The 23,038-nt window shown below is 72.2% G+C and carries 19 protein-coding genes and 3 pseudogenes; 8 read left to right on the top strand and 14 right to left on the bottom strand.

Features of this window, described 5'->3' with window-relative positions; all coding sequences use genetic code 11:
- Positions 1–128: 128 nt before the first annotated feature.
- Positions 129–1,811 (bottom strand): CTP synthase, encoded by a 1,683-nt coding sequence (locus tag A2U95_RS17075; RefSeq protein WP_166023496.1) that lies wholly within the window; start codon positions 1,809–1,811, stop codon positions 129–131.
- 495 nt (positions 1,812–2,306) lie between these two features.
- Between A2U95_RS17075 and A2U95_RS17070 the strand changes: the two genes are divergently transcribed.
- The gene (locus A2U95_RS17070; protein ID WP_166023494.1) at positions 2,307–4,130 is read left to right on the top strand and encodes a glycoside hydrolase family 15 protein; all 1,824 of its coding nucleotides are present in this window, start codon (positions 2,307–2,309) and stop codon (positions 4,128–4,130) included.
- 177 nt (positions 4,131–4,307) lie between these two features.
- On the opposite strand, the pseudogene A2U95_RS17065 reads toward A2U95_RS17070, so the two are convergent.
- Positions 4,308–4,997, bottom strand: a pseudogene (locus A2U95_RS17065) (glycosyltransferase family 4 protein); the annotation flags it as partial.
- A gap of 449 nt (positions 4,998–5,446) precedes the next feature.
- Entirely contained in the window at positions 5,447–6,058 is a 612-nt protein-coding gene (locus A2U95_RS17060) for a DNA-3-methyladenine glycosylase (protein WP_166023492.1), read from the bottom strand.
- Between the two features lie 422 nt (positions 6,059–6,480).
- Between A2U95_RS17060 and A2U95_RS17055 the strand changes: the two genes are divergently transcribed.
- From A2U95_RS17055 to A2U95_RS17045, 3 genes are all read left to right on the top strand, one after another.
- Entirely contained in the window at positions 6,481–7,266 is a 786-nt protein-coding gene (locus tag A2U95_RS17055) for a sporulation protein (RefSeq protein WP_166023490.1), read from the top strand.
- A 57-nt stretch (positions 7,267–7,323) separates the two neighbouring features.
- Positions 7,324–7,863 carry a YbhB/YbcL family Raf kinase inhibitor-like protein gene (locus tag A2U95_RS17050; protein ID WP_166023488.1) on the top strand — a complete coding sequence of 180 codons (540 nt, stop codon included), beginning with the start codon at positions 7,324–7,326 and terminating at the stop codon, positions 7,861–7,863.
- 177 nt (positions 7,864–8,040) lie between these two features.
- Positions 8,041–8,553 (top strand): HNH endonuclease, encoded by a 513-nt coding sequence (locus A2U95_RS17045; RefSeq protein ID WP_166023486.1) that lies wholly within the window; start codon positions 8,041–8,043, stop codon positions 8,551–8,553.
- A 114-nt stretch (positions 8,554–8,667) separates the two neighbouring features.
- Here the strand turns inward: A2U95_RS17045 and A2U95_RS17040 are convergent, their stop codons facing one another.
- The 3 genes from A2U95_RS17040 to A2U95_RS17030 all read right to left on the bottom strand — a co-directional run bounded on the left by A2U95_RS17040 (position 8,668) and on the right by A2U95_RS17030 (position 11,178).
- The gene (locus tag A2U95_RS17040; RefSeq protein ID WP_166023484.1) at positions 8,668–9,621 is read right to left on the bottom strand and encodes an SPFH domain-containing protein; all 954 of its coding nucleotides are present in this window, start codon (positions 9,619–9,621) and stop codon (positions 8,668–8,670) included.
- Positions 9,622–9,797: 176 nt separating this feature from the next.
- A complete protein-coding gene (locus A2U95_RS17035; RefSeq protein ID WP_166023482.1) occupies positions 9,798–10,223 on the bottom strand; it encodes an NfeD family protein in 426 nt (141 codons plus the stop codon).
- A gap of 157 nt (positions 10,224–10,380) precedes the next feature.
- Positions 10,381–11,178: an ABC transporter ATP-binding protein gene (locus tag A2U95_RS17030; protein WP_166023480.1), complete on the bottom strand. Its 798-nt coding sequence runs from the start codon at positions 11,176–11,178 to the stop codon at positions 10,381–10,383.
- Between the two features lie 157 nt (positions 11,179–11,335).
- On the opposite strand from A2U95_RS17030, the gene A2U95_RS17025 reads away from it, so the two are divergent.
- A complete protein-coding gene (locus tag A2U95_RS17025) occupies positions 11,336–12,139 on the top strand; it encodes a hypothetical protein (RefSeq protein ID WP_166023478.1) in 804 nt (267 codons plus the stop codon).
- 217 nt (positions 12,140–12,356) lie between these two features.
- Here the strand turns inward: A2U95_RS17025 and A2U95_RS17020 are convergent, their stop codons facing one another.
- From A2U95_RS17020 to A2U95_RS33775, 3 genes and pseudogenes are all read right to left on the bottom strand, one after another.
- Complete coding sequence (locus A2U95_RS17020; RefSeq protein ID WP_166023477.1) at positions 12,357–12,992, bottom strand: response regulator; 636 nt, start codon at positions 12,990–12,992, stop codon at positions 12,357–12,359.
- Positions 12,985–13,701: pseudogene (locus A2U95_RS33780) on the bottom strand (sensor histidine kinase); the annotation flags it as partial. The pseudogene A2U95_RS33780 and the gene A2U95_RS17020, both read right to left, overlap by 8 nt.
- A 141-nt stretch (positions 13,702–13,842) precedes the next feature.
- Positions 13,843–14,256, bottom strand: a pseudogene (locus A2U95_RS33775) (GAF domain-containing protein); the annotation flags it as partial.
- Positions 14,257–14,708: 452 nt separating this feature from the next.
- Here A2U95_RS33775 and A2U95_RS17010 point away from each other — a divergent pair.
- Positions 14,709–15,446 carry a transglycosylase SLT domain-containing protein gene (locus tag A2U95_RS17010; protein ID WP_166023473.1) on the top strand — a complete coding sequence of 246 codons (738 nt, stop codon included), beginning with the start codon at positions 14,709–14,711 and terminating at the stop codon, positions 15,444–15,446.
- Between the two features lie 112 nt (positions 15,447–15,558).
- Here A2U95_RS17010 and A2U95_RS17005 read toward each other — a convergent pair whose 3' ends face one another.
- Positions 15,559–18,129 carry an FHA domain-containing protein gene (locus tag A2U95_RS17005; protein ID WP_206282899.1) on the bottom strand — a complete coding sequence of 857 codons (2,571 nt, stop codon included), beginning with the start codon at positions 18,127–18,129 and terminating at the stop codon, positions 15,559–15,561.
- Positions 18,130–18,435: 306 nt separating this feature from the next.
- Here A2U95_RS17005 and serB point away from each other — a divergent pair, with 306 nt between their 5' ends.
- Positions 18,436–19,647, top strand: a complete 1,212-nt coding sequence (gene serB, locus A2U95_RS17000) for a phosphoserine phosphatase SerB (RefSeq protein WP_166023469.1) — start codon at positions 18,436–18,438, stop codon at positions 19,645–19,647.
- Positions 19,648–19,728: 81 nt separating this feature from the next.
- Here the strand turns inward: serB and A2U95_RS16995 are convergent, their stop codons facing one another.
- The 4 genes from A2U95_RS16995 to A2U95_RS16985 all read right to left on the bottom strand — a co-directional run bounded on the left by A2U95_RS16995 (position 19,729) and on the right by A2U95_RS16985 (position 22,294).
- A complete protein-coding gene (locus A2U95_RS16995) occupies positions 19,729–20,247 on the bottom strand; it encodes a SixA phosphatase family protein (RefSeq protein WP_166023467.1) in 519 nt (172 codons plus the stop codon).
- Positions 20,248–20,325: 78 nt separating this feature from the next.
- Entirely contained in the window at positions 20,326–20,535 is a 210-nt protein-coding gene (locus tag A2U95_RS16990; protein WP_166023465.1) for a hypothetical protein, read from the bottom strand.
- Between the two features lie 229 nt (positions 20,536–20,764).
- Complete coding sequence (locus A2U95_RS33380) at positions 20,765–20,875, bottom strand: SGM_5486 family transporter-associated protein (protein WP_277350945.1); 111 nt, start codon at positions 20,873–20,875, stop codon at positions 20,765–20,767.
- Positions 20,876–20,923: 48 nt separating this feature from the next.
- Positions 20,924–22,294, bottom strand: coding sequence for a CynX/NimT family MFS transporter (locus tag A2U95_RS16985; RefSeq protein ID WP_166023463.1), 1,371 nt, complete (start codon positions 22,292–22,294; stop codon positions 20,924–20,926).
- A gap of 81 nt (positions 22,295–22,375) precedes the next feature.
- Between A2U95_RS16985 and A2U95_RS16980 the strand changes: the two genes are divergently transcribed.
- The coding region (locus A2U95_RS16980; protein ID WP_166023461.1) for a FadR/GntR family transcriptional regulator at positions 22,376–23,038 on the top strand (663 nt) is incomplete at its 3' end.

Raw genomic sequence — 23,038 nt, 5'->3', positions numbered from 1 at the left:
TCCTCGAAAACTCGGCTTCCCGGAACTCGGCGCACGGGAGGGCGCGCGGAAGCGGCGGAGCCGGGGCACGCGCCCCGAAAGGCGCGTACCCCGGCCACCGTATCGTCACCCGATCATCGTCCGGCCGATCACTCGGCGCCGGCGGCACCGGCCTTCTGCTGCCGCTCGACCGCGGCCTTCACCAGACCGGCGAAGAGCGGGTGCGGGCGGGTCGGGCGGGAGCGCAGCTCCGGGTGGGCCTGGGTGGCCACCAGGTAGGGGTGGACCTCCCGCGGGTACTCCACGTACTCGACGAGCTTGCCGTCCGGGGAGGTGCCGGAGAAGACGATGCCGGCCTTCTTCTCGAGCTCCGCGCGGTAGGCGTTGTTCACCTCGTAGCGGTGGCGGTGGCGCTCCTCGACGTACTCCTTGCCGTCGTACACCTCGCGGACGACGGAGCCCTCGGCCAGCTTTGCCGGGTACATGCCCAGGCGCATGGTGCCGCCCATGTCGCCCTCGCCGGAGACGATGTCCATCTGCTCGGCCATGGTGGAGATCACCGGGTGGGCGGTCGCCGGGTCGAACTCGGTGGAGTTGGCGTCGGGGATGCCGGCCAGGTTGCGGGCCGCCTCGATCACGATGCACTGCAGGCCCAGGCAGAGGCCGAGCAGCGGGACGCCGTTCTCACGGGCGTACCGGATGGCGCCGACCTTGCCGGAGACGCCGCGGTCGCCGAAGCCGCCGGGGATGCAGATGCCATCCACGTCGCCGAGCTCCCGCTCGGCGCCGGCCGGGGTCTTGCAGTCGTCGGAGGCGACCCACTTGATCTTGACGCGGGCCTTGTGGGCGAACCCGCCGGCGCGCAGCGCCTCGGTCACCGACAGGTAGGCGTCGGGCAGGTCGATGTACTTGCCGACCAGCGCCAGGGTGATCTCGTGGTCGGGGTTGTGGACGCGGTCCAGCAGGTCGTCCCAGGTGGTCCAGTCGACGTCGCGGAACGGCAGGTCGAGCTTGCGCACCGCGTAGGCGTCCAGGCCCTCGCCGTGGATCGTCTTGGGGATGTCGTAGATGGACCGGGCGTCCGGGCAGGCCACCACGGCGTCCTCGTCCACGTCGCACATCAGCGAGATCTTGCGCTTGATGGCGGTGGGGACCTCGCGGTCGCAGCGCAGCACGATGGCGTCCGGCTGGAGGCCGATGTTGCGCAGGGCGGCCACCGAGTGCTGGGTGGGCTTGGTCTTCAGCTCACCGGAGGGACCGATGTAGGGCAGCAGCGAGATGTGCACCACGAAGACGTTGTCGCGGCCGACCTCGTGGCGGACCTGGCGGACCGTCTCCAGGAAGGGCAGCGACTCGATGTCGCCGACCGTGCCGCCGACCTCGGTGATCACCACGTCGACCTCGTCCGTCGCCATGCGGCGGATGCGGTGCCTGATCTCGTTGGTGATGTGCGGGATGACCTGGACGGTGTCGCCCAGGTACTCGCCGCGGCGCTCCTTGGCGATCACCGTGGAGTAGACCTGGCCGGTGGTGACGTTGGCCGAGCCGTCGAGGTCGCGGTCGAGGAAGCGCTCGTAGTGGCCGATGTCCAGGTCGGTCTCGGCCCCGTCGTTGGTGACGAACACCTCACCGTGCTGGAAGGGGTTCATCGTGCCCGGGTCGACGTTCAGGTAGGGGTCGAGCTTCTGCATGACGACACGCAGGCCGCGGGCCTTGAGCAGCATGCCGAGGCTGGACGCCGTCAGACCCTTCCCGAGCGAGGAGGCGACACCCCCGGTGACGAAGATGTGCTTGGTCGTCGTGGCGTTGCTGTTTCGGAAAGCAGCGGGCATGGCCAAAGGGGGCTCCCGTGGTGGCGGTGTCTGGGGATGCGGAGCGGCTTGCCGACCCGGTTTCGCCGGGGGGGCCGTCGCTGCGGTGCCGGGGTTTTTCTCCCACCGGTCCACGGGCTACCAGGGTATCAGCGCGCGGGACCGAAGGCGCCCGCGCACCAGGGCCACGGCTGTGACCTGCGGCTTCCCTTCTTCACCGGTCGCTCACCCGTTCGGACCACTCTTGTTGCCGTGAGCGTCGCGCGGATCATCATCCCGCGTCGTATCCTGCTCGGACACTCGCTGACAGCCCGGCCCGGCAGGACGGCACCACCCAAGCCCGTGTACAGGCCGTGTCCCCGGTTACACCGGACATAGGAAAACGTGGACATTCGGGAGCGTCAGCTCATACTCAAGCGAACAACTGTCTTTTTCCGCTTCACTTCCCCTTTGACTTGACCGCAAGAGAGCGACCGTCCCTGCCGGGACGATGTGGCCGTTCGACTGGAGTTGCACGTGGCCGGGCGTATCGAGGACTACGCACTCATCGGAGACATGCAGACCGCCGCCCTGGTCTGCCGGGACGGCACGGTGGACTGGCTGTGCCTGCCCCGCTTCGACTCTCAGGCCGTCTTCGCCGGCCTGCTGGGCACCGAGGACCACGGCTTCTGGCGCGTCGGGCCCGCCCACGCGCCGGAGGCCGGAGCGCCCGACGCCACCCGCCGCCGCTACCGGGGCGACTCGCTCGTCCTGGAGTCGGAGTGGGACACCCCGGACGGCACGGTCCGGGTGACCGATTTCATGCCGCCGCGTGACGGCGCCCCGCAGGTGGTCCGGATCGTGGAGGGCGTCTCGGGCGAGGTCCCGATGCGCTCCGCGCTGCGGATGCGGTTCTCCTACGGCCGAATCGTGCCGTGGGTGCACCGGCGCAACGGCCGGCTGGTCGGCACCGCCGGGCCGGACTCGGTCTGGTACGACGCCGCCGTGCTCGGCCGCGAGGAGGAGCTGACCACCTACGGCAAGGACCTGACCACCTACACCGACTTCACCGTCTCCAAGGGTGACCGGATCGCCTTCACGCTCTCCTGGCAGCCCTCGCACAAGGAGCCGCCGCCGCTTCCGGAGCCGGAGCAGTCGCTGGCGGCGACCGACGACTTCTGGCGGGAGTGGGTCGCCCTGTGCACCTACCACGGCCCCTACCGGGAGGCCGTGATCCGCTCGCTGATCACGCTCAAGGCGCTCACCTACGCGCCGACCGGCGGCATCGTCGCCGCGCCGACCACCTCGCTGCCCGAGGAGATCGGCGGCGTCCGCAACTGGGACTACCGGTACACCTGGCTGCGGGACGCGGCGATCACCCTCTCCTCGCTGCTGCGCACCGGCTACCGCGAGGAGGCCCGCGCCTGGCGCGAGTGGCTGCTGCGCGCGGTGGCGGGCGACCCGGAGAACCTGCAGATCATGTACGGCATCGCCGGCGAGCGCGAGCTGGGCGAGGCGGAGCTGGACTGGTTGCCGGGGTACGAGAACTCCGCCCCGGTCCGGGTCGGCAACGGCGCGGCGCACCAGCTGCAGCTGGACGTCTACGGCGAGACCATCGAGGCGCTGCACCTGGCCCACATGACGGGCCTGTCCCGCAACGACTACGCCTCGCAGCTCCAGGTGAAGCTGATCGGCTACCTGGAGAACCACTGGAACCAGCCGGACGAGGGCATCTGGGAGGTGCGCGGGCCGCGGCGCCACTTCGTGCACTCCAAGGTGATGGCCTGGGTCGCGGTGGACCGCACCATCAAGCTGGTGGAGTCCGGGGACGCGGAAGGGCCGCTGGAGCGGTGGCGGGAGCTCCGCGAGGACATCCACCGGGACGTCTGCGAGAAGGGCTACGACCCCGAGCGCAACACGTTCACCCAGTCGTACGGCTCCCAGGAGCTGGACGCCGCGCTGCTGCTGATCCCGCAGGTGGGCTTCCTGCCGCCGGACGACAAGCGGGTGATCGGCACCATCGAGGCGATCCAGCGGGAGCTGTCCACCCCGGACGGGTTCATCCTGCGCTACCCGACGCATCCGGGTGACGAGAACGTGGACGGCCTGGCCGGTGACGAGGGGGCGTTCCTGGCGTGCTCCTTCTGGATGGCGGACGACCTCGCGATGATCGGGCGGGTCGACGAGGCGCGGCGGCTCTTCGAGAAGCTGCTGTCGCTCCGCAACGACCTGGGGCTGCTGGCGGAGGAGTGGGACTCCAAGCACCAGCGCCAGGTCGGCAACTTCCCCCAGGCCTTCAGCCACGTCCCGCTGATCGACACCGCCCTGCGCCTCACCGCCTCCGGCGCCTACGGCGGCTGACCCGCCCCCCCCTTCCGCCCCGCGGCCACCCCGGCCGCGGGGCGGATTCACGCCCTGTCAGTGACCGGCCCCCACAGGACCGCCGCCCGGCCCTCCCGCGGGCGGAGGGGCATGGTCCGCGCGCCGCCCGGCGGCAGGACCGCGCGCAGGCGGAAGGCGGCCCGGTGGCGGCCGGGGTCAGGCGAGCGGCAGCGGCTGCGTCAACTCGTCGTAGACGCTCAGCACCTGCGCCACCGTCTCGTCCTCCGTGGGCCACGCCCCCACCTGCCAGGCCCCCCGCCGCACCAGTTCCTCGCGCCGCCCCGCGTCGACGAGCAGCACGGACACCGCGCGGGCGAGCTTCCCGGCGTCACCGAAGGGCACCAGCTCCGCGCCGTCACCGACGAGTTCGGCCATGCCGGGAACGTCCGCCGCGACCAGCGGCAGCCCGGCGTGCAGTGCCTCCTGGGCGAACAGCGAACGGCCTTCCGCGCAGTCCGCCACCACCCCCACGTCCGCCGCCGTCAGCAGGGACCCCAGGTCGTCGCGCCGCCCCAACAGCCGTACCGGCAGCCCCTCGTGCTCGATCCGCCGCTGCAACTCGCCCCGCAGCGACCCTTCTCCGGCGATCACGACCAACGGAGTGTCGTCCTCGTCCCGCCACCGCCGCGCGGCGTCCAGCAGGAGCCGGTGCCCGCGCCCTTCCTCGAGCGCGCCTACCGCGAGGACCAACCAGCGCCCCAGGGCGCCGAGTTCCGCCCGCAGCTTGGCCCGCCGGTCGAGCTCTCCGCCGCCGGCGCCGGCCCGCGCCGCGCCGCCCGCCGGAAGCGCCCGCGGCAGGCCCACCGCCGACAGCCGCGCGTCGCCGTTTCCGTTCCGATTTCCTCGGTGCTTTCCAGTCCGGCGCTTCCGCGCTTTCCTTTCCGGCGGTTCCGACTCTACCAGATCCTTTCGGCGTCTGATTCCCAGTCGGAGTGGGTTGCCTTGGGCTTCGGGATCGGATCCGTCGGCCTTTCGGCATTCACTACGCTAACCGATTCCCCGCCGGAACTCATAATCGAGTCGGGCGGTTCGAATTCAGTGCGTGCGGGCACGCGAGAATTCACCCCGCTGAAGGGGAGAGGTTGAGTAGTGGAGTGGCCGCACACGGTGAGGGCAGAACACCCGCCGTGTCTTGCGGCTCGGGCTACCTTACGGATCCCCGGGTCCCGCGTCAAGCCCTTCGCCGAGCCCTCCGGCAAGGGACCGTTGCGTGCCTGGTCGGAAGGGGTGGAAGCACCTGAGTGGGTGGCGGACGGGAAGCCGCTGGGGGCGCGGACGGCGTCGCGCACAGCGGCTCAGGCGCCGGCGGACGGTTTGGCTCGCGGGCTCAGTCGGTACGCCGAGACCGTCGGGTCACCGGCGAGGTAGAACCGGTGCTGCCAGTCGTGGGCCTTGCTCACGCCCACCCGGGGACCGACCCGGATGTGCGCGGCGGGTACCGGCTCGCCCTCGGACAGCATGACCGGGCCACCCGTCAGGAGGTTCACGCCGTTGTGCTCTCCCGTGATGCCGAGTGCCTGGCAGAAGTTCCCCGGCCCTCGGGCAAGACGCGGGCTCTCGACCCTCTCCCCCCGCCGCTCGCGTGCCAGGTCCTCCCCCTCGACGACCCTGCCTGCCCGGATGAGGACGGCTGAGGCGATGCCGTCCTGCCCGGTGACGACGTTGGCGCACCAGTGGAGGCCGTGGGACCGGTAGACGTACAGGTGTCCCGCGGGTCCGAACATGACGGCGTTGCGGGGTGTCCGGCCCCGGTAGGCGTGGGAGGCCGGGTCGGCCGTGCCGGCGTACGCCTCGGTCTCCGTGACGGTGATGCGTACGGTCCCCTCGGAGGTCTCGCAGGTGAGGACACTCCCGAGCAGCCGGGGGGCGACCTCTTCGGCGGGACGGGACAGGAGATCGACGTTCATGCTGACTGCCTCGACGTGCCGTGGGCGGAGTGGACGTGCGCGTGGCCGAGCGGACCGGACACCACCGTGTTGCGCGCGGTGCGGCCGCGGAGGGCGCCGAGGGCGGTCGGGCCCCCGGAGGGCGTGCGGATCAGGGTCCGGGCCGGCGGGCCGGGGGCCGCATCGCGGACGTGCCTGTCGGAGGAGGACCCGGGCGGGGGCGTACGGTCGGGGCTCGCGATCATGTCCTCCGAGCGTACTGGAGGACCACGGATCGCAGGTGGGGCCGCTGATGCGGAGGAACTCGGCCCGTTCCGTGGGGATTCGGGGGTCAGGAACCGTCCCACGGCTCCACGCGTTACCAGTACTCGTCAGGAATCACAGGATCCAGGGACGAATGAGCGGGCGCGGACCCACGGGGGCGCCTGGAGAGAGGGATACAGATGGGGTTCAAGAAGCTGCTCGCGAGTCTCGGGGCCGGGGGCGCCTCGGTGGAGACCGTGCTGACCGAGGTCAACGTGGTCCCCGGCGGTGTGGTCCAGGGCGAGGTGCGGATCCAGGGCGGCTCCGTCGACCAGCAGATCGAAGGGCTTTCGGTCGGACTCCAGGCGCAGGTCGAGGTCGAGGGCGCCGACGACCAGGAGCACCGGCAGAACATCGAGTTCCTGAAGGTGCCGCTGGGCGGAGCCTTCCAGCTGCAGGCCGGTGCGACGCACGTGGTGCCGTTCGGCATCGACGTGCCGTGGGAGACGCCGATCACGATGATCGAGGGCTCTCCCCTGCGCGGCATGCACGTCGGTGTCACCACGGAGCTGGCGATCGCCCGGGCTGTGGACTCCTCCGACCTCGACCCGGTGAACGTGCACCCGCTGCCGGCGCAGAAGGCGATCATGGACGCCTTCGTCCGCCTGGGCTTCCGGTTCAAGAACGCCGACGTGGAGCGCGGGCACATCCGCGGGACCCGGCAGAAGCTGCCGTTCTACCAGGAGATCGAGTTCCTGCCTCCGCAGCAGTACCGGGGCCTGCACCAGGTGGAGGTCAGCTTCGTCGCCGACCAGTCGGAGATGGACGTCGTCCTGGAGATGGACAAGAAGCCGGGGCTGTTCAGCGAGGGGAGCGACACCTTCCGTTCGTTCAAGGTGGCGCTGCACGACTACCAGACGACCGATTGGGCGGCCTACCTCAACCAGTGGCTGTCCGAGGTCGGCAGCAGGCGGAACTGGTTCTAGGCTCGGACGGGACGGGTAGTACCGAGTCTTTCCGAACCACAGCCAGGAGGTACCGAGGTGACCGAGTCCACCAGGCCGCCGCTGCCGCACGACTTCCACCCGCAGGTGCCGTCGTTCTCGGTGGCGAGCGACGACGTCGAGGCGGGCGGCACGCTCGCGGACGCGCAGGTGCACGCGGCGGGCAACACGTCGCCGCACCTGCGGTGGGAGGGCTTTCCGCCGGAGACCAAGAGCTTCGCGGTGACCTGTTTCGATCCTGACGCGCCGACCGGCAGCGGCTTCTGGCACTGGGTGCTGTTCGACGTCCCGGCCACCGTGACCGAGCTTCCGGCGGGTGCGGGCTCGGGCAAGTTCGAGGGTCTGCCCGAGGGTGCGGTGCACGCGCGCAACGACTACGGCACCCGTGACTTCGGCGGCGCCGCGCCGCCGGCCGGGGACGGACCGCACCGCTACGTGTTCACGGTCTATGCCGTGGACCAGGAGAAGCTCGGTCCGGACGCGGACACCAGTCCGGCGGCGGTCGGATTCAATCTCCGCTTCCACACGCTGGCCCGGGCGCAGTTGATCGGTGAGTACGAGGTGCCCGCCGGAAGCTGAGCCGGTGTCAGTGCCGCGCGGCACGTTTGCCCGCCCCTGGTCTTGGAAGTGATCAGGGGCGGGCTTCTTTTCTGCCGTGAGGGCGGCGGATATTGCGTTGTCCCTTGCGTCACGCCCGGCCAGAGTGGGATTCCGGCCTGCCAGGGGGGCGGCCGGCACACGAGAGGTGGGCTGGTTGTGCGGGACACGCTGGTGCTGAACGCGAGCTTCGAGCCGCTGTCGACGGTGACGCTGAACCGCGCCGTGGTGCTGGTGCTCCAGGACAAGGCGGTCGTGGAGCAGGCCCACCCCGATCTGCGGATGCGGGGCGCGGCGGTGGACATACCCGCGCCACGGGTGATCAGGCTCTGCCGGTACGTCAGGGTGCCGTTCCGAAGACAAGCGCCATGGTCGAGGCGGGGTGTGCTGGTGCGGGACCGGCACCGGTGCGCCTACTGCGGTGGCCGCGCGACCACCGTCGACCACGTGGTGCCCCGGGCGCAGGGCGGCAAGGACTCCTGGCTGAACACGGTGGCCTCCTGCGCCGAGGACAACCACCGCAAGGCCGACCGGACTCCGGAGCAGGCCGGAATGCCCTTGCTGCACCAGCCGTTCGAGCCGACGCCGGCCGACGCCATGCTGCTGGCGATGGGCGGGAGGAGCGACCTCGCGGACCTGCCGGACTGGCTGGCGGTCCGGGCGGCCGCCTAGCCGGGACGAGCGGGACGAGCGACGGGCAGGGGCCTGTCACCCCGAGCGGGGTGACAGGCCCCTGCCCGTCGCTCGTTCCTGCCCGGCCGTACGGGGGTCGGCGCCCGGACGCCGTCAGTCGATGGTCGGCTTCTCGAGGCGGTCGGTGCCGCTGCCCGCGGGCCTGCCCGGGGCGGCGCCCGGACCGCCGTTCTGCGGGGTGAAGTTGCCGAGTGCGCCACCGAGGCCCTTGAGCGCGTCACCGATCTCGCTGGGCACGATCCAGAGCTTGTTGGCGTCTCCCTGGGCGATCTCCGGAAGCATCTTCAAGTACTGGTAGGCGAGCAGCTTCTGGTCCGGGTCGCCCGCGTGGATGGACTCGAAGACCGTGCGGATCGCCTGGGCCTCGCCCTCGGCGCGGAGCGCGGCGGCCTTGGCCTCACCCTCGGCGCGCAGGATCTGCGACTGCTTCTCGCCCTCCGCGCGGAGGATCTCGGACTGCCGGACGCCTTCGGCCTGGAGGATCGCGGCGCGCTTGTCACGGTCGGCGCGCATCTGCTTCTCCATCGAGTCCTGGATGGAGGTGGGCGGTTCGATGGCCTTGAGCTCGACGCGGTTGACGCGGATGCCCCACTTGCCGGTGGCCTCGTCGAGGACGCCGCGCAGGGCGGCGTTGATCTCCTCGCGGGAGGTGAGGGTCCTCTCGAGGTCCATGCCGCCGATGATGTTGCGCAGCGTGGTGACGGTGAGCTGCTCGATGGCCTGGATGTAGCTGGCCACCTCGTAGGTGGCTGCCCGGGCGTCGGTGACCTGGTAGTAGATCACCGTGTCGATGTTGACGACCAGGTTGTCCTGGGTGATCACCGGCTGGGGCGGGAACGGGACGACCTGTTCGCGGAGGTCGATCCGGTTGCGGATGGTGTCGATGAACGGCACCACGATGTTGAGCCCCGCGTTGAGGGTGCGGGTGTAGCGGCCGAAGCGCTCGACGATCGCCGCGCTGGCCTGCGGTATGACTTGGATGGTCTTGATCAGGGCGATGAAGACCAACACCACCAGAATGATCAGGACGATGATGACCGGTTCCATCGTGGCTCCCCGTACCCCTCTCGGCCGCGTCGCGGGCGGCAGACGGCGTGGTTGTCGAAGATCTTTCCGCCCGAGTCTCGCAGACCCCGGTCACCGCTGGGGCGGGTTCCGGCCACTTGCCCGGTTCGTCTGACGGGCGGCGGGGCCGGCGAGCGGCGTCGGCCGGGCGCGAGGCTTCACAGGACGACGGCGGTCGCTCCCTCGATGTCGACGACGTCCACCTCCTCGCCCGCCTCGTAGACGCGGCCCGGTTCCAGGGCGCGCGCCGACCAGACCTCCCCGGCGAGCTTTATCCGCCCGCCCCGGGAGTCGACGCGCTCCAGCACGACCGCCTGACGCCCGCGCAGCGCGTCGACGCCGCTGGCGAGTTGGGGTCTGGACCGGTGCCGGGCCGCGATGGGGCGCACCACCGCGATCAGCGCCACGGAGACGACCACGAAAGCGGCCACCTGAAGGACGATGCCGCCGCCGAGGCCCCGGACGGCCGCCGCGGCGACCGCGCCGACGGCGAGCATCCCCAGTTCGGGCATCGCTGTGATCACCAGGGCGATGCCGAGCACCGCCGCCGCCACCAGCCACCAGACCCACGCGTCGATGTCCACGCGTTCATGGTAGGACCGCGCCCCCGTCGCGGACAGAGCGCGAACGGGGGCGCGGAAAAGGGCTCGGGGAGGGATCGGGACGGGGCCGGGTGAGGTTCGGCGTCCGGCCCGGCCCCGGTCGGGCAGGTCCTGCCGGGCGGGACCTGCCGGGCGGGACCTAGGCGAGCGGCAGGCCGTGGGCGGTCCAGCGGTCGCCGACCTGCTCGACGACCAGGGGCAGGCCGAAGCAGTGGGAGAGGTTGCGGGAGGTGAGTTCCAGCTCGATGGGGCCCGCGGTGAGGACCTCGCCCTGCCGGATCATCAGGACGTGGGTGAAGCCGGGGGCGATCTCCTCGACGTGGTGGGTGACCATGATCATCGAAGGGGCGATCGGGTCGCGGGCCAGGCGGCCGAGGCGTCGCACCAGGTCCTCGCGGCCACCGAGGTCGAGGCCGGCGGCGGGCTCGTCGAGGAGCAGCAGCTCGGGGTCGGTCATCAGGGCGCGGGCGATCAGGGTGCGCTTGCGCTCGCCCTCGGACAGGGTGCCGAACGTGCGGTCCATGAAACCGCTCATGCCGAGGCGGTCGAGGAACGCGACGGCGCGCTCCTTGTCGACGTCCTCGTACTCCTCCTGCCAGGCGGCCGTCATGCCGTAGGCGGCGGTGAGCACGGTCTGCAGGACGGTCTGGCGCTTGGGCAGCTTCTCCGCCATCCCGATGCCGGCCATGCCGATGCGGGGGCGCAGCTCGAAGACGTCGGTGCCCGGCCGTCCCAGGGTCTCGCCGAGGATCGTGGCGGTTCCCTTGCTCGGGTAGACGTAGCTGGAGGCGACGTTGAGGAGGGTGGTCTTGCCCGCGCCGTTGGGCCCGAGGATGACCCAGCGCTCCCCCTCCTTCACCGACCAGGAGACCCGGTCCACCAGAGCCCGGCCCTCGCGGACCACGGATACGTCCTCAAGCTCCAGAACATCGCTCATCAGCGCGCTGTCTCCCCTTGCGTTCTCGGCCCTCCCCGTCGTGACGGCGGCGGCCGGTGTCGGCTGTCGTGTGCGCCGGCGGGCGCAGCCCTTTCGGAAAAATCTACGCCACCCGGTGTCCTGGGGAATCCAGTGGGACGGTCCTTAGGCTGGGCGCATGCTCACCGAACCACGTGCCGGGCGCCTGACCGCCTGGGGAAATGCCCTTCTCGCCCATCTCGTCCCGCCTGACGACGCGGTGGCCGGGATTGTCGGGGACGACGCGCTGCACCGGGTGGAGGGCCTGCCCGGGGAGGACGCCCCGGTCGGTCTGTCGCTGGCGCTCGGGCGGCTGCGCGCGCTGGGGGCCACCGGACTGCGGCTGGCCCTGCCCGCGCCCGGGCACCCGCTGGGGCTGAGCGGGCCCGCGGAGTTCAACGCGCGGGCGCTGGAGGCGGAGGAGGCCGTCGTCTGCCACGGGGTGGCGCTGGGGCTGGTGCCGGAGGTGTACGCGGCCGGGCCGGAGGAGGCGGGTGACGCCGCGGACGTGCACGTGGAGGTCGTCTGGCACTGTCTGCCGGTGCGGGAGGGGCCTTTGGCCGACGTGCCGTCGCTGGGTGAGGCGGAGCGGGAGCTGGCGGAGGCGCTGCGGGAGGCGACCGAGGTGCTGACGCGGCTGGACGTGGCGGCGTCGGGTCCGGTCGCCGAGGCGGCGCTGGACGCGTACCGGGCGCGGGCGGAGCGGGTGCACGGGCGTGACGCGCTGGCGCCGGGCTATCCGCCGCGGGCGGCGCGGGTGCTCCGGCTGGCCGAGCGGGTGGGGCTGCTGGTCTCACTGGCGTACGAGCGGGGGCACGGGGGTGCGGTGAGCGCCGGGGAGATGGCGGCGCGGCGGGAGGCGCTGCGGCCGGTGGAGCGGACGGCCCGCCGGGCGATGGTCGCCGCGTACAACGCGGCGGTGGAGGAGCGCCACCGGGGGTGACGCCCCTCGGCCGGCGGCCTGCGGTTCCTCCGCCCTCGCCGCGTGGCGCGGGGCGCTCGCGCCGGGCGGCGGGCGGCGGGGGACGGGGGACGCGTGCCGCCGGACGCGGGGGCCCCGGGCGGCGGGCGGCGGGGGACGGGGGACGCGTGCCGCCGGACGCGGGGGCCGGCGCCCCGCGGGACGGGCCGGCGGCCGGAGGGGCCGGGCGGGGAGCCGCTCACGAGAGGTCGTGGCGGACCGCCCAGAGGGCGGCCTGGGTGCGGTCGGCCACGTCGAGCTTCATGAGGATGTTGGAGACGTGGGTCTTGACCGTCTTCTCGCTGAGGAAGAGGGAACGGGCGATCTCGCGGTTGGAGCGGCCGTCGGCGATCAGGTCCAGGACCTCCCGTTCCCGTTCGGTGAGGGCGGCGCTCCGGCCCTCCCCGGCGCCCTGCTCCTGGGAGAGCAGGGCCTCGGCGACCTCCGGCTGGAGGACGGTCTGGCCCGCGTGGACGGAGCGGATCGCCGCGGCGAGGGCGTCGGGGTCGACGTCCTTGTAGAGGTATCCGGCGGCGCCCGCCCGCAGCGCGGGGACCACGGTGCGGCGCTCGGTGAAGCTGGTCACCACCAGGACGCGGGCCGGGTTGCCCAGGGCGCGCAGGCGGCGCAGGGCCTCGATGCCGTCGGAACCGGGCATCCGGATGTCCAGCAGGACGACGTCGGGCCGCAGCTCCTCCGCGCGGGCGACGCCCTCCTCGCCGTTCCCGGCCTCGCCGACGACCTCGATGTCGTCCTGCACCTCGAGGAAGGTGCGCAGCCCTCGCCTGACCACCTGGTGGTCGTCGACGAGCAGGACCTTGACCGGGTCAGCCACCGGGAACCTCCATCTCCACGACGGCGCCCTCGCCGGGCGCCGAGCTGACGGTGAGCGTGCCGCCCACGCCGGTGGCGCGGTCCCGCATGGAGACCAGGCCCAGGTGCCGGCCCGCCTGGAGCACGGCCTCCGGTGCGAATCCCCGGCCGTCGTCGCGGATCCGCAGCACGGCCTTGGGTCCCCTGCGTTCCAGGACGACCTCGACGTTCCGCGGGTCGCCGTGGCGGAGCGCGTTGTGCAGCGCCTCCTGGGCGACCCGCAGCAGCGCGGCCTCCTGCGCGGCGGGCAGGGCGCGCACGTCGTGGCTGGTGAAGGAGACGCGGGCGGTGTGGGCGCGGTCGAGGACCTGGACCTGGCTGCGCAGGGTGGCGACCAGTCCGTCCTCGTCGAGTGCGGCGGGGCGCAGCTCGATCACCGCGGCGCGCAGTTCGTCGGCGGCCTCGGCGGCCAGTGCGGCGACCTCGCCCATGGCCTCCTTGGCGCGGGCCGGCGCCCGGTCGACCAGGGTGGCGGCGGCCTGGGCGGTGAGGCGGAGCGAGAAGAGCTTCTGGCTGACCGCGTCGTGCAGCTCGTGGGCGAGGCGGGAGCGCTCCTCGGCGATGGTGAGTTCGCGGCTGCGCTCGTAGAGGCGTGCGTTGGTGAGGGCGATGGCGGCGTGCTGGGCGAAGAGGGAGAGGAGTTCCTCGTCCTCCTCGGTGAAGCCGCAGCCGTCGGCCGTGGCCGGCGGGCGCCGGCCGGCGTCCGCGCGGTGCGTCCCCTCGCCGTCCGTCTGCTCGCGGTCCTTCCCCTCCCCGTCCGTTCCCCCCGGGCCCGTCCCCTCGCCGTCCGCCCTCTCCTTGTTCGCCCCCTCCTTGTTCGCCAGGTAGAGGGCGCCGAGGATCTCGTCGCCGTCGCGGATCGGCATGCCGAGAAAGTCGGTCATCTCGGGGTGGGCGGCGGGCCAGCCCTCGAACCGGGGGTCGGCGCGGACGTCGTCGAGGCGCTGCGGGCCCTCGTGGAGCATGGCGGCGAGGATGCCGTGCTGGCGCGGGAGGGGGCCGATGGCCTTCCACGTCCGCTCGTCGACGCCGTCGACCACGAAGCGGGCGAAGCCGCCGCAGTCGTCGGGCACGCCCAGGGCGGCGTAACGGGCGCCGAGCAGTTCGCGGGCGCGGGAAACGATCGTCTTGAGGACGTCCCCCACCTCCAGGCGCCGGCTCATGGCCAGCAGCGCGTCGCTGACGGCGGCCAGGCCGGCGGGCGAGCGGGTGGTCCCTTGGTCCATGCGGTCACGCTACCGGCGGTCCGCGGCAGCCGGATCGGTCCCGAGGACCAGGAACGGCCCCGTCCCGGGTCCTGGGCCATGCCCCGAATTCACTGACAGAGAGCATTGCGCAAGCAACCGTGCGTGAAGCGGCGATGGGTACCGTGTGAGGCCCTCCACGAGACGGGCGTCACTTACGAAGGAAGATAGGAGACAACTTGGACATATCATCACCCGATGAACAGGCGTTGAGTCCCCATCTGTCCCGATTTGCCTGATGAATTCTCCTAGTCGAGATAGTAGATCACATGATTGCCAGGGCATTTTGCGGTCGCTAAGAATTGCTCATGTCGCTCACCGCAGCGGATTCGTCCGCGGCGCAGACAGCGCCCCTCGGGTGCACTTCCGTCCGGCAGGTCCGGACAGTCCGAACCCCGGACGCCGAGCGACCTCCGCGCAACGAATGAGGTTCCATGCCGAAGTTCAACCTTTCCGCTCACCGCACCGCCGTCACCAAGAAGCAGATGCAGAAGATCGGCATCGCCGGTGCCGGCGCCCTGAGCGCCGCGGCCCTCGCCTTCACCGTCGTCCCGGCCGAGGCCGGGACCACCACGAACGAGGCCGGCCAGGCCCAGTCGGTGGTCTACAGCGCCGGTCAGATCCAGAACGTGAAGGCCGGCATCGCCGACCAGGCCGCGGGCGCGAGCGTCAAGGCGGAGGCCGTCGCCGCCCAGCAGGCGGAGCAGAAGGCCGAGGAGAAGAAGGCCGCCGCCGAGGCCGCGGCCAAGAAGGCCGCCGCCGAGAAGGCCGCCAAGGAGCGCCAGGAGAAGGAAGCCAGCCGCTCCGCCGCACGTCCGGTCGCCAAGAAGGCCGAGACGAAGAAGGTCTACGCGAACAACCTGGACGGCTGGATCCGCGAGGCCCTCGACATCATGGACAAGAACGACATTCCGGGTTCCTACCACGGTCTGTACAAGAACATCATCCGTGAGTCCTCGGGCAACCCGAAGGCGATCAACCTCTGGGACATCAACGCCAAGAACGGCATCCCGTCCAAGGGCCTGCTGCAGGTGATCCCGCCGACCTTCGAGACGTACCACGTCGAGGGCACGCCGGACGACATCTACCACCCGGTCGCCAACATCGTGGCCGCGGCCAACTACGCCGCCGACCGCTACGGCACCATCGACAACGTCAACAGCGCGTACTGAGGCATGCGCGGACCTCTCAGCAGGAACCGCTGACACGTTGAAAGGGCGGCACCCCCACCGGGGGTGCCGCCCTTGCGTCATGTCCGGGCCCGCCCCGGGGCGGGCCGCGCGGTCACTTCCGCATGACCTCCGGCTCGTGCCGGCGCAGGAAGCGGGCCACGAAGAAGCCGCAGACCGCGCCGAGGCCGATGAGCGCGATCATGTCCAGCGACCAGGCGCCGAGGGTGTGCTCCCACAGCGGGTCGTTCGCCGCGCCGGGCTCCGGCGGGGCGATCCGGTTGAAGTCGAGCGTGGCGCCCGCGGCCGCGACCGCCCACCGCGAGGGCATCAGGTACGAGAACTCGTTGACACCGGGCGTGCCGTGCAGGGCGAAGAGGCAGCCGGTGAAGACCACCTGGATGATCGAGAACATGACCAGCAGCGGCATGGTCTTCTCGGCCGTCCTCACCAGCGCCGAGATGATCAGGCCGAACATCATCGAGGTGAAGCCCAGGCCCATGATCGGCAGCGAGAGCTCGATCAGCGCCATGCCCTCGAGCAGCAGCCCCTCCTCGGGGATCTCGCGGCCGGCGAAGCCGATCACGCCCACCAGCAGGCCCTGGAACACCGTGATCAGGCCGAGGACGAAGACCTTGGACATCAGGTAGGCCGACCGTGACAGGCCGGTGGCCCGCTCCCGCTCGTAGATCACCCGTTCCTTGATCAGCTCACGGACCGAGTTGGCGGCGCCGGCGAAGCAGGCGCCGACCGCGAGGATCAGCAGGACCGTGGTGGCGGTGCCGTTGGGGACGATCCGCCCGGTCTGCGGGTTCAGCGGGTTGGGCAGCAGGCCCCGGTCCGGGTTGATCAGCAGGCTCACCGAGCCGATGACGGCCGGCAGGATCACCATCAGCGCCAGGAAGCCGCGGTCCGATGCGATCACCGAGACGTAGCGGCGGACCAGCGTCAGGAACTGGGAGAACCAGCCCTGCGGCTTGGGCGGCCGGATCGCCTGGGGCGGCGGCGCGTACGCCGTCTGCGGAGCCACCGCGTCGATGTCCGCGGCGTACGTCCGGTAGTGCTGCGAGCCCTTCCAGCGGCCCGCCCAGTCGTAGTCGCGGTAGTTCTCGAAGGCGGAGAAGACGTCGGCCCAGGTGGAGTAGCCGAAGAAGTTGAGCGCCTCGTCCGGCGGGCCGAAGTAGGCCACGGCGCCGCCGGGCGCCATCACCAGGAGCTTGTCGCAGAGCGCCAGCTCGGCCACCGAGTGGGTGACCACCAGGACCGTGCGCCCGTCGTCGGCCAGGCCGCGGAGGAGCTGCATCACGTCGCGGTCCATGCCCGGGTCGAGGCCGGAGGTGGGCTCGTCCAGGAAGATCAGCGACGGCTTGGTCAGCAGCTCCAGCGCCACCGAGACGCGCTTGCGCTGGCCGCCGGAGAGCGAGGTGACCTTCTTGTCCTTGTGCACGTCGAGCTTGAGCTCGCGCAGCACCTCGTCGATCCGGGCCGCGCGCTCGGCGGACGTGGTGTCCGCGGGGAAGCGGAGCTTGGCCGCGTAGGCGAGGGCCTTCTTGACGGTGAGCTCCTTGTGCAGGATGTCGTCCTGCGGGACCAGACCGATGCGCTGGCGGAGCTCGGCGAACTGCTTGTACAGGTTCCGGTTGTCGTAGAGGACGTCGCCCTGGTCGGCGGGCCGGTAGCCGGTGAGCGCCTTGAGCAGGGTCGACTTGCCGGAGCCGGACGGGCCGATCACCGCGACCAGCGACTTCTCGGGGACGGCGAACGAGACGTCCTTGAGGATCTGCTTGCCGCCGTCGACGGTGACCGTGAGGTGGCGGGCCGAGAAGCTGACCTCGCCGGTGTCGACGAACTCCTCCAGCCGGTCGCCCACCAGCCGGAACGTCGAGTGGCCCACGCCGACGACGTCGGACGGGCCGAGGACCCGGGTGCCGCCCTTGGGTATCGGCTGGCCGTTGACGTAGGTGCCGTTGTGCGAGCCGAGGTCGCGGATCTCGCAGCGGCCGTCGGGCATGGCGTGGAACTCGGCGTGGTTCCGGGAAACCTGGAGGTCGGAGACGACCAGTTCGTTCTCCAGGGCACGGCCGATGCGCATCACCCGGCCGAGGGCCAGCTGGTGGAAGGTGGTGGGGCTGCGCTCCGCGTATATCGGCTGGGCGCCGGCGGGGCCGGCCGCCTGGGGACCGGCGGGGCCGGCCTGGTGCGGGAAGGACGGCTGCGACTGCGGCTGCGGGGCCGGCGGCCGGGGATCCCAGCCGCCGGCGTGCGGGGGCTGCGGCGTCTGCGGCGCCTGCTGCGGCGGACCCGGGTGGGGCTGCGGCTGCGCGTGCGGCACGGCGGGCTGCGGCTGCGGGGCCTGCGTCGAGGCGTGCTGCAGCGGCTGGGCGGCCGGAGCGGCCGCGGCGGAGGGGTTCAGCCGCGGGCCGTCGGTCGCGTTGCCGAGGTGGACCGGGACGCCGGGCTCGAGCCGTGTCCGCTGGATGCGCTGCCCTCGCACATAGCTGCCGTTGGTGGAGCCGTGGTCCTCGATCACCCAGCCGCCGTCGGCGTGGCTGACGGTGGCGTGGCGCCAGGAGACCCTGGCGTCGTCGAGGACCAAGTCCCCTTGCGGGTCCCGGCCGATCGTGTAGGACCTGGACGAATCGAGCGTCCAGGTCCGTCCGTTGTATTCGAGTACGAGTTCTGGCACTCCATGCCCCACTGAGTTGTCCCCCGAATTGGCCCCCGACACAGGGAGTCCAGGGAAGTCGAACGTCCGGGGGAACTATTCCAGGCCACGCGGCGCGACCGGAAGCCGGACCGGTGGACAGGTACCGAATCGCCATCATCGCCGGTCCCGCCGGCGGCGCGGAACCGGGCAGAGGGGGTTCAACCACGCGATCCGGGCGGGTCCGCCCCGCCGCGGGCACGGTGTGCCGGTCCGTCCGCCGGAGGTCGTCCGGGTGGCGGACCGGTGGGGCGGGCGGGGGCTCGGGACGGATACGGTGGGAGGACCATGAGCGCTGCGCAGAACTCCGTCGTCCCCACTCTCCTCGTCAAGGTTTTCGGCAAGGACCGCCCCGGGATCACCGCCGGTCTGTTTGAAACCCTCACCGCCTACCGTGTCGACGTCGTCGACATCGAGCAGGTCGTCATCCGCGGCCGGATGGTGCTCTGCGCCCTGATCACCCAGCCGCCCGGCGGCCAGGAGGGTGACCTGCGGGCCGCCGTCCACAGCTGGGCGGGGTCGATGAAGATGGAGGCGGAGATCCTCTCCGGCACCGGTGACAACCGGCCGCGCGGCAGCGGCCGGTCCATCGTCACCGTGCTGGGCAACCCGCTGACCGCCGAGTCGACCGCCTCGATCGCCTCCCGGATCACCGCCACCGGCGGCAACATCGACCGCATCTTCCGCCTGGCGAAGTACCCGGTCACCGCCGTGGAGTTCGCCGTCTCCGGCGTGGAGACGGCGCCGCTGCGCACCGCCCTGGCCACCGAGGCCGCCGCGCTCGGCGTGGACATCGCGGTGGTCTCGGCCGGGCTGCACCGCCGTGCGCAGCGACTGGTGGTGATGGACGTGGACTCCACGCTCATCCAGGACGAGGTCATCGAGCTCTTCGCGGCCCACGCCGGCTGCGAGGAGAAGGTCGCCGAGGTGACGGCGGCGGCGATGCGCGGCGAGCTGGACTTCGAGCAGTCGCTGCACGCCAGGGTGGCGCTGCTGGAGGGCCTGGACGCCTCGGTGGTGGAGAAGGTGCGCAGCGAGGTGCGGCTGACGCCGGGCGCGCGCACCCTGGTCCGCACCCTGAAGCGGCTGGGCTACCAGGTGGGCGTGGTGTCGGGCGGCTTCACCCAGGTGACCGACGACCTGCGGGAGCGCCTGGGCCTGGACTTCGCGCAGGCCAACACGCTGGAGATCGTCGACGGGCGGCTGACCGGCCGGGTGATCGGCGAGGTGGTGGACCGCGCGGGCAAGGCGCGGCTGCTGCGCCGGTTCGCGGCCGAGGCCGGCGTCCCGCTGGCCCAGACGGTGGCGATCGGTGACGGCGCCAACGACCTGGACATGCTGAACACGGCGGGCCTGGGCGTCGCCTTCAACGCCAAGCCGGTGGTCCGGGAGGCCGCCCACACGGCGGTGAACGTGCCCTTCCTCGACACGGTGCTCTACCTGCTGGGCATCAGCCGCGAGGAGGTCGAGGCCGCCGACGGGGGCCTCGCCGAGCACTGACCGCCGGGCTCCGGCCGGCCGGGGCGGACGGGGTCGGGCGCGCCGTGCCGAGGGCGGTTCCCCGGCGCGGCGCGCGGTGCGTCACTTGGTGGGCGCCCAATAGTCGGTCAGCGTGCACGCGCCCGGTTCCAGGGACTTCCAGGAGCCGGTGAAGGTGAGCACCGCGAAGGCGGCGGTGGGGAAGCCGCGCCGGACCATCCGCTCCCTGGCGTCGCCCTCGGCGGAGCCCGCCAGCACCTCGGCGAGGCCGTGGATCCCGGGGTTGTGGCCGATCATGAGGACGTTGTGCGCCTCCTCGGGCGTCTCGTTCAGCACGGCGACGAGCTCGCCGGGCGTCGCCTCGTAGATCCGCTCCTCGTAGACCGTCCGCGGCCGCTGGGGGAACTCGTGCACGGCGAGCTTCCAGGTCTCGCGGGTGCGGTTCGCGGTGGAGCACAGGGCCAGGTCGAAGGGGATGCCGGAGTCGGCGAGCTTGCGGCCGGCGACCGGGGCGTCCGTGCGCCCCCGCTCGGCGAGCGGCCGTTCGTGGTCGGCGACGTCGGGCCAGTCGGCCTTCGCGTGCCGGAAAAGGACGATCCTGCGGGGTTCTGCGACGCTCATGGATCCCAGCTTTGCACGAAACGGGAGCCGGGGCCCCGGGAGTTGGCGGGCGTCACCGGGCCGGGTCGGCCGACGGCCTCAGCGGCCGGCCATTTCCGCCAGGCGGGTCAGCAGTGCGGCGCCCCCGGCCTCCGGGCCGGAGGCGGGGTCGGTGACCAGCAGGAGCAGCGTCACGAAGGCCAGGACCGGCAGCACGAGACCCCACCAGGGCAGCCCGGCCCGGGCGCCGGTTCCGGCGCCGTCACCGCTCGCCGGAGCGGAGCAGGAGATCGTCGTACGGACGGGCATGATGCCTCCGGATGCTGTAGGGCGCGTCCCGGCCGTCGCGCGGCCGGTGGCCGTCCCGGGCCACGCTCCGACGCTACGGAACGGGCGCTCGGCGCCACATCCGGTGATCCACCCATTCGACCCTGAGGAACGCCCCCTAGGGGACGGGGGGACAGCCCCACCCCCGCCCGCGGGGCGGGGGACGGGGGACGCTTCCCGCCGGGGGCCGCCCAGGCCTCCGGGGCCGTCGTCAGGGCGCGGCGACCGAGGCGATGACGCCGATGATCACCATGATGAGCAGGAAGGAGCCGAGGACGAGCAGCAGCTTCCTCTGGCCGTTCTGGGGGTTGGGGTCGAGCACCATGGCCCCAGTCTCCCACTCCCGCGGGGCCGCACCGGCACCGGGTGGTCAGCGGACCGCGGCCGTCGCGGGGTCCTGGCGCGGGGCCAGTTCCTCCTCGACCGTCCGGTTCCTCCCGGCCAGCACGCCGAAGATCATCTGCGGGATCATCAGGGCGGCCATCAGGGTCAGCGGCAGGGACCAGCCGCCGCTGTGCTGGTAGAGGACGCCGACCAGCACCGGGCCGGGGATGGAGATCAGGTAGCCGGTGCTCTGCGCGAACGCCGAGAGCCGGCCGACGCCCTCGCCGGTCCGGGCGCGCATGCCGACCATGGTGAGGGCGAGCGGGAAGGCGCAGTTGGCGAGGCCCAGCAGCACCGCCCAGAGCCAGGCTCCGGAGGCCGGGGCGAGGATCAGGCCGGTGTACCCGGCGAGTCCGCTGACGCCGAGGGCGATCACCATGGGGCCCTGGTGGGGCAGCCGCGCGGCCATCCGCGGGATGACGAAGGAGAGCGGCACGCCCATCACCATGCTCACGGCCAGCAGCACGCCGGCCGTCCCGGCGGAGACCCCGGCGTCACGGAAGACCTGGGCGAGCCAGCCCATGGTGACGTAGGCGCAGGTGCTCTGGAGGCCGAAGAAGACGGCGAGGGACCAGGCGGTGCGGCTGCGGGTGATGCTGCGCATCGGCGGCCGGGCCGGCGCCCGCGCCGGCGTGGGGGCCCCGGTCCGGGGGCGGCTGCGGGGCGCGTGCTCCCGGTCGCGCAGCAGGGGGAGCCAGACGAGCGCGGCGGCCAGCGCGAGGAGGGACCACGCGGCCAGGCCCAGGCGCCAGTCGCCGCCCAGGGCGCCGGTGAGCGGCACGGTGAGGGCGGCGGCCGAGGAGGTGCCGAGGGCCAGGGCCATCGAGTAGAGGCCGGTCATGGGGCCGACCCGGTCGGGGAACCGTTCCTTGACGATGACCGGCATCAGGATGTTGCTGACGGCGATGCCCATCAGGGCCAGCGCGGTGGCGCCCAGCAGTGCGGCGGTGGATCCCGTCCAGGGGCGTGCCAGCAGGCCGACGGCGATGGCCGCCATGCCGGCGCAGACCACCGCGGCCGCGCCGAAGCGGCGGGCCAGGCGGGGCGCGGCGACGCCGAAGGCGGCGAAGCAGAGGGAGGGCACCGAGGTGAGCAGGCCGGCCACGGCGCCGCTCATGCCGAAGCCCTCGCGGACCTCCTCGAGCAGGGCGCCGAGGCTGGTGACGGCCGGGCGCAGGTTGAGCGCGGCCAGCACCACGGCGGCGACCAGCAGCTGGGCGCGCCAGGCAGGGGGCGCGACGGGAGCGGCGGACACGGCCGGTGCCGCCCCGGCGCGGTCGCGGTCGCCGCGGGGGGTTTCCGGCCGCCCGGCCGGGTTCTCGATCGCCTCGTGCGAGGCAGGACGCCCATCAGACATGGATCCATCATAGAATCATGGGATGATTGGCTGTCCAGTCGCACCGGCTCCCGGCCGGCCCGCCTCGTGCAAAGGTTTGCCATGCCTTTGACCCATCCCCGTCGCTCGGCACTGTCCGAACAGGTGATCGCGGCCCTGCGGACCCAGATCACCTCCGGTGAGTGGCCGGTCGGCTCACGGATCCCCACCGAGCCCGAGCTGGTGGAGCAGCTGGGCGTGGCCCGCAACACCGTCCGCGAGGCGGTGCGGGCGCTCGCGCACAACGGACTGCTGGACATCCGGCAGGGTTCGGGCACGTACGTGGTCGCCACCAGCGAACTGGCCGGGGTGATGCACCGCCGGTTCGCGGACGCCGATCCCCGGCACGTCGCGGAGCTGCGCTCCTCCCTGGAGGCGAGCGCGGCCTCGCTGGCCGCCGAGCGGCGCACCGAGCGGGAACTGCGGCAGCTCGAGGCGCTGCTGCGCCGGCGCGACGAGGCGTGGGGGTCAGGGGACGTGGAGGCGTTCGTGACGGCCGACACCGGCTTCCACATGGCGGTGGTGGCCGCCTCCCACAACGACGTGCTGACGGCGCTCTACGCGGACCTCGGCGAGGTGCTGCGGGAATGGCTGCGCGGGGACGTGGGGGCGGCGCTCGACCCGGACAGCTACATGGACCACGCCCCGCTGGTGGAGGCGATCCGGCGCGGCGACGCGGCGACCGCGGCGCGGGAGGCGGCGGGCTATCCGCTGTCCTGCCGGCCG

The organism is Streptomyces chilikensis (assembly GCF_001642695.1).
In the GTDB taxonomy this organism is placed as follows: Bacteria; Actinomycetota; Actinomycetes; order Streptomycetales; family Streptomycetaceae; genus Streptomyces; species Streptomyces chilikensis.
The sequence above is the reverse complement of the archived record's forward strand: the minus strand, read 5'-3'. Positions and strand labels throughout refer to the sequence as shown.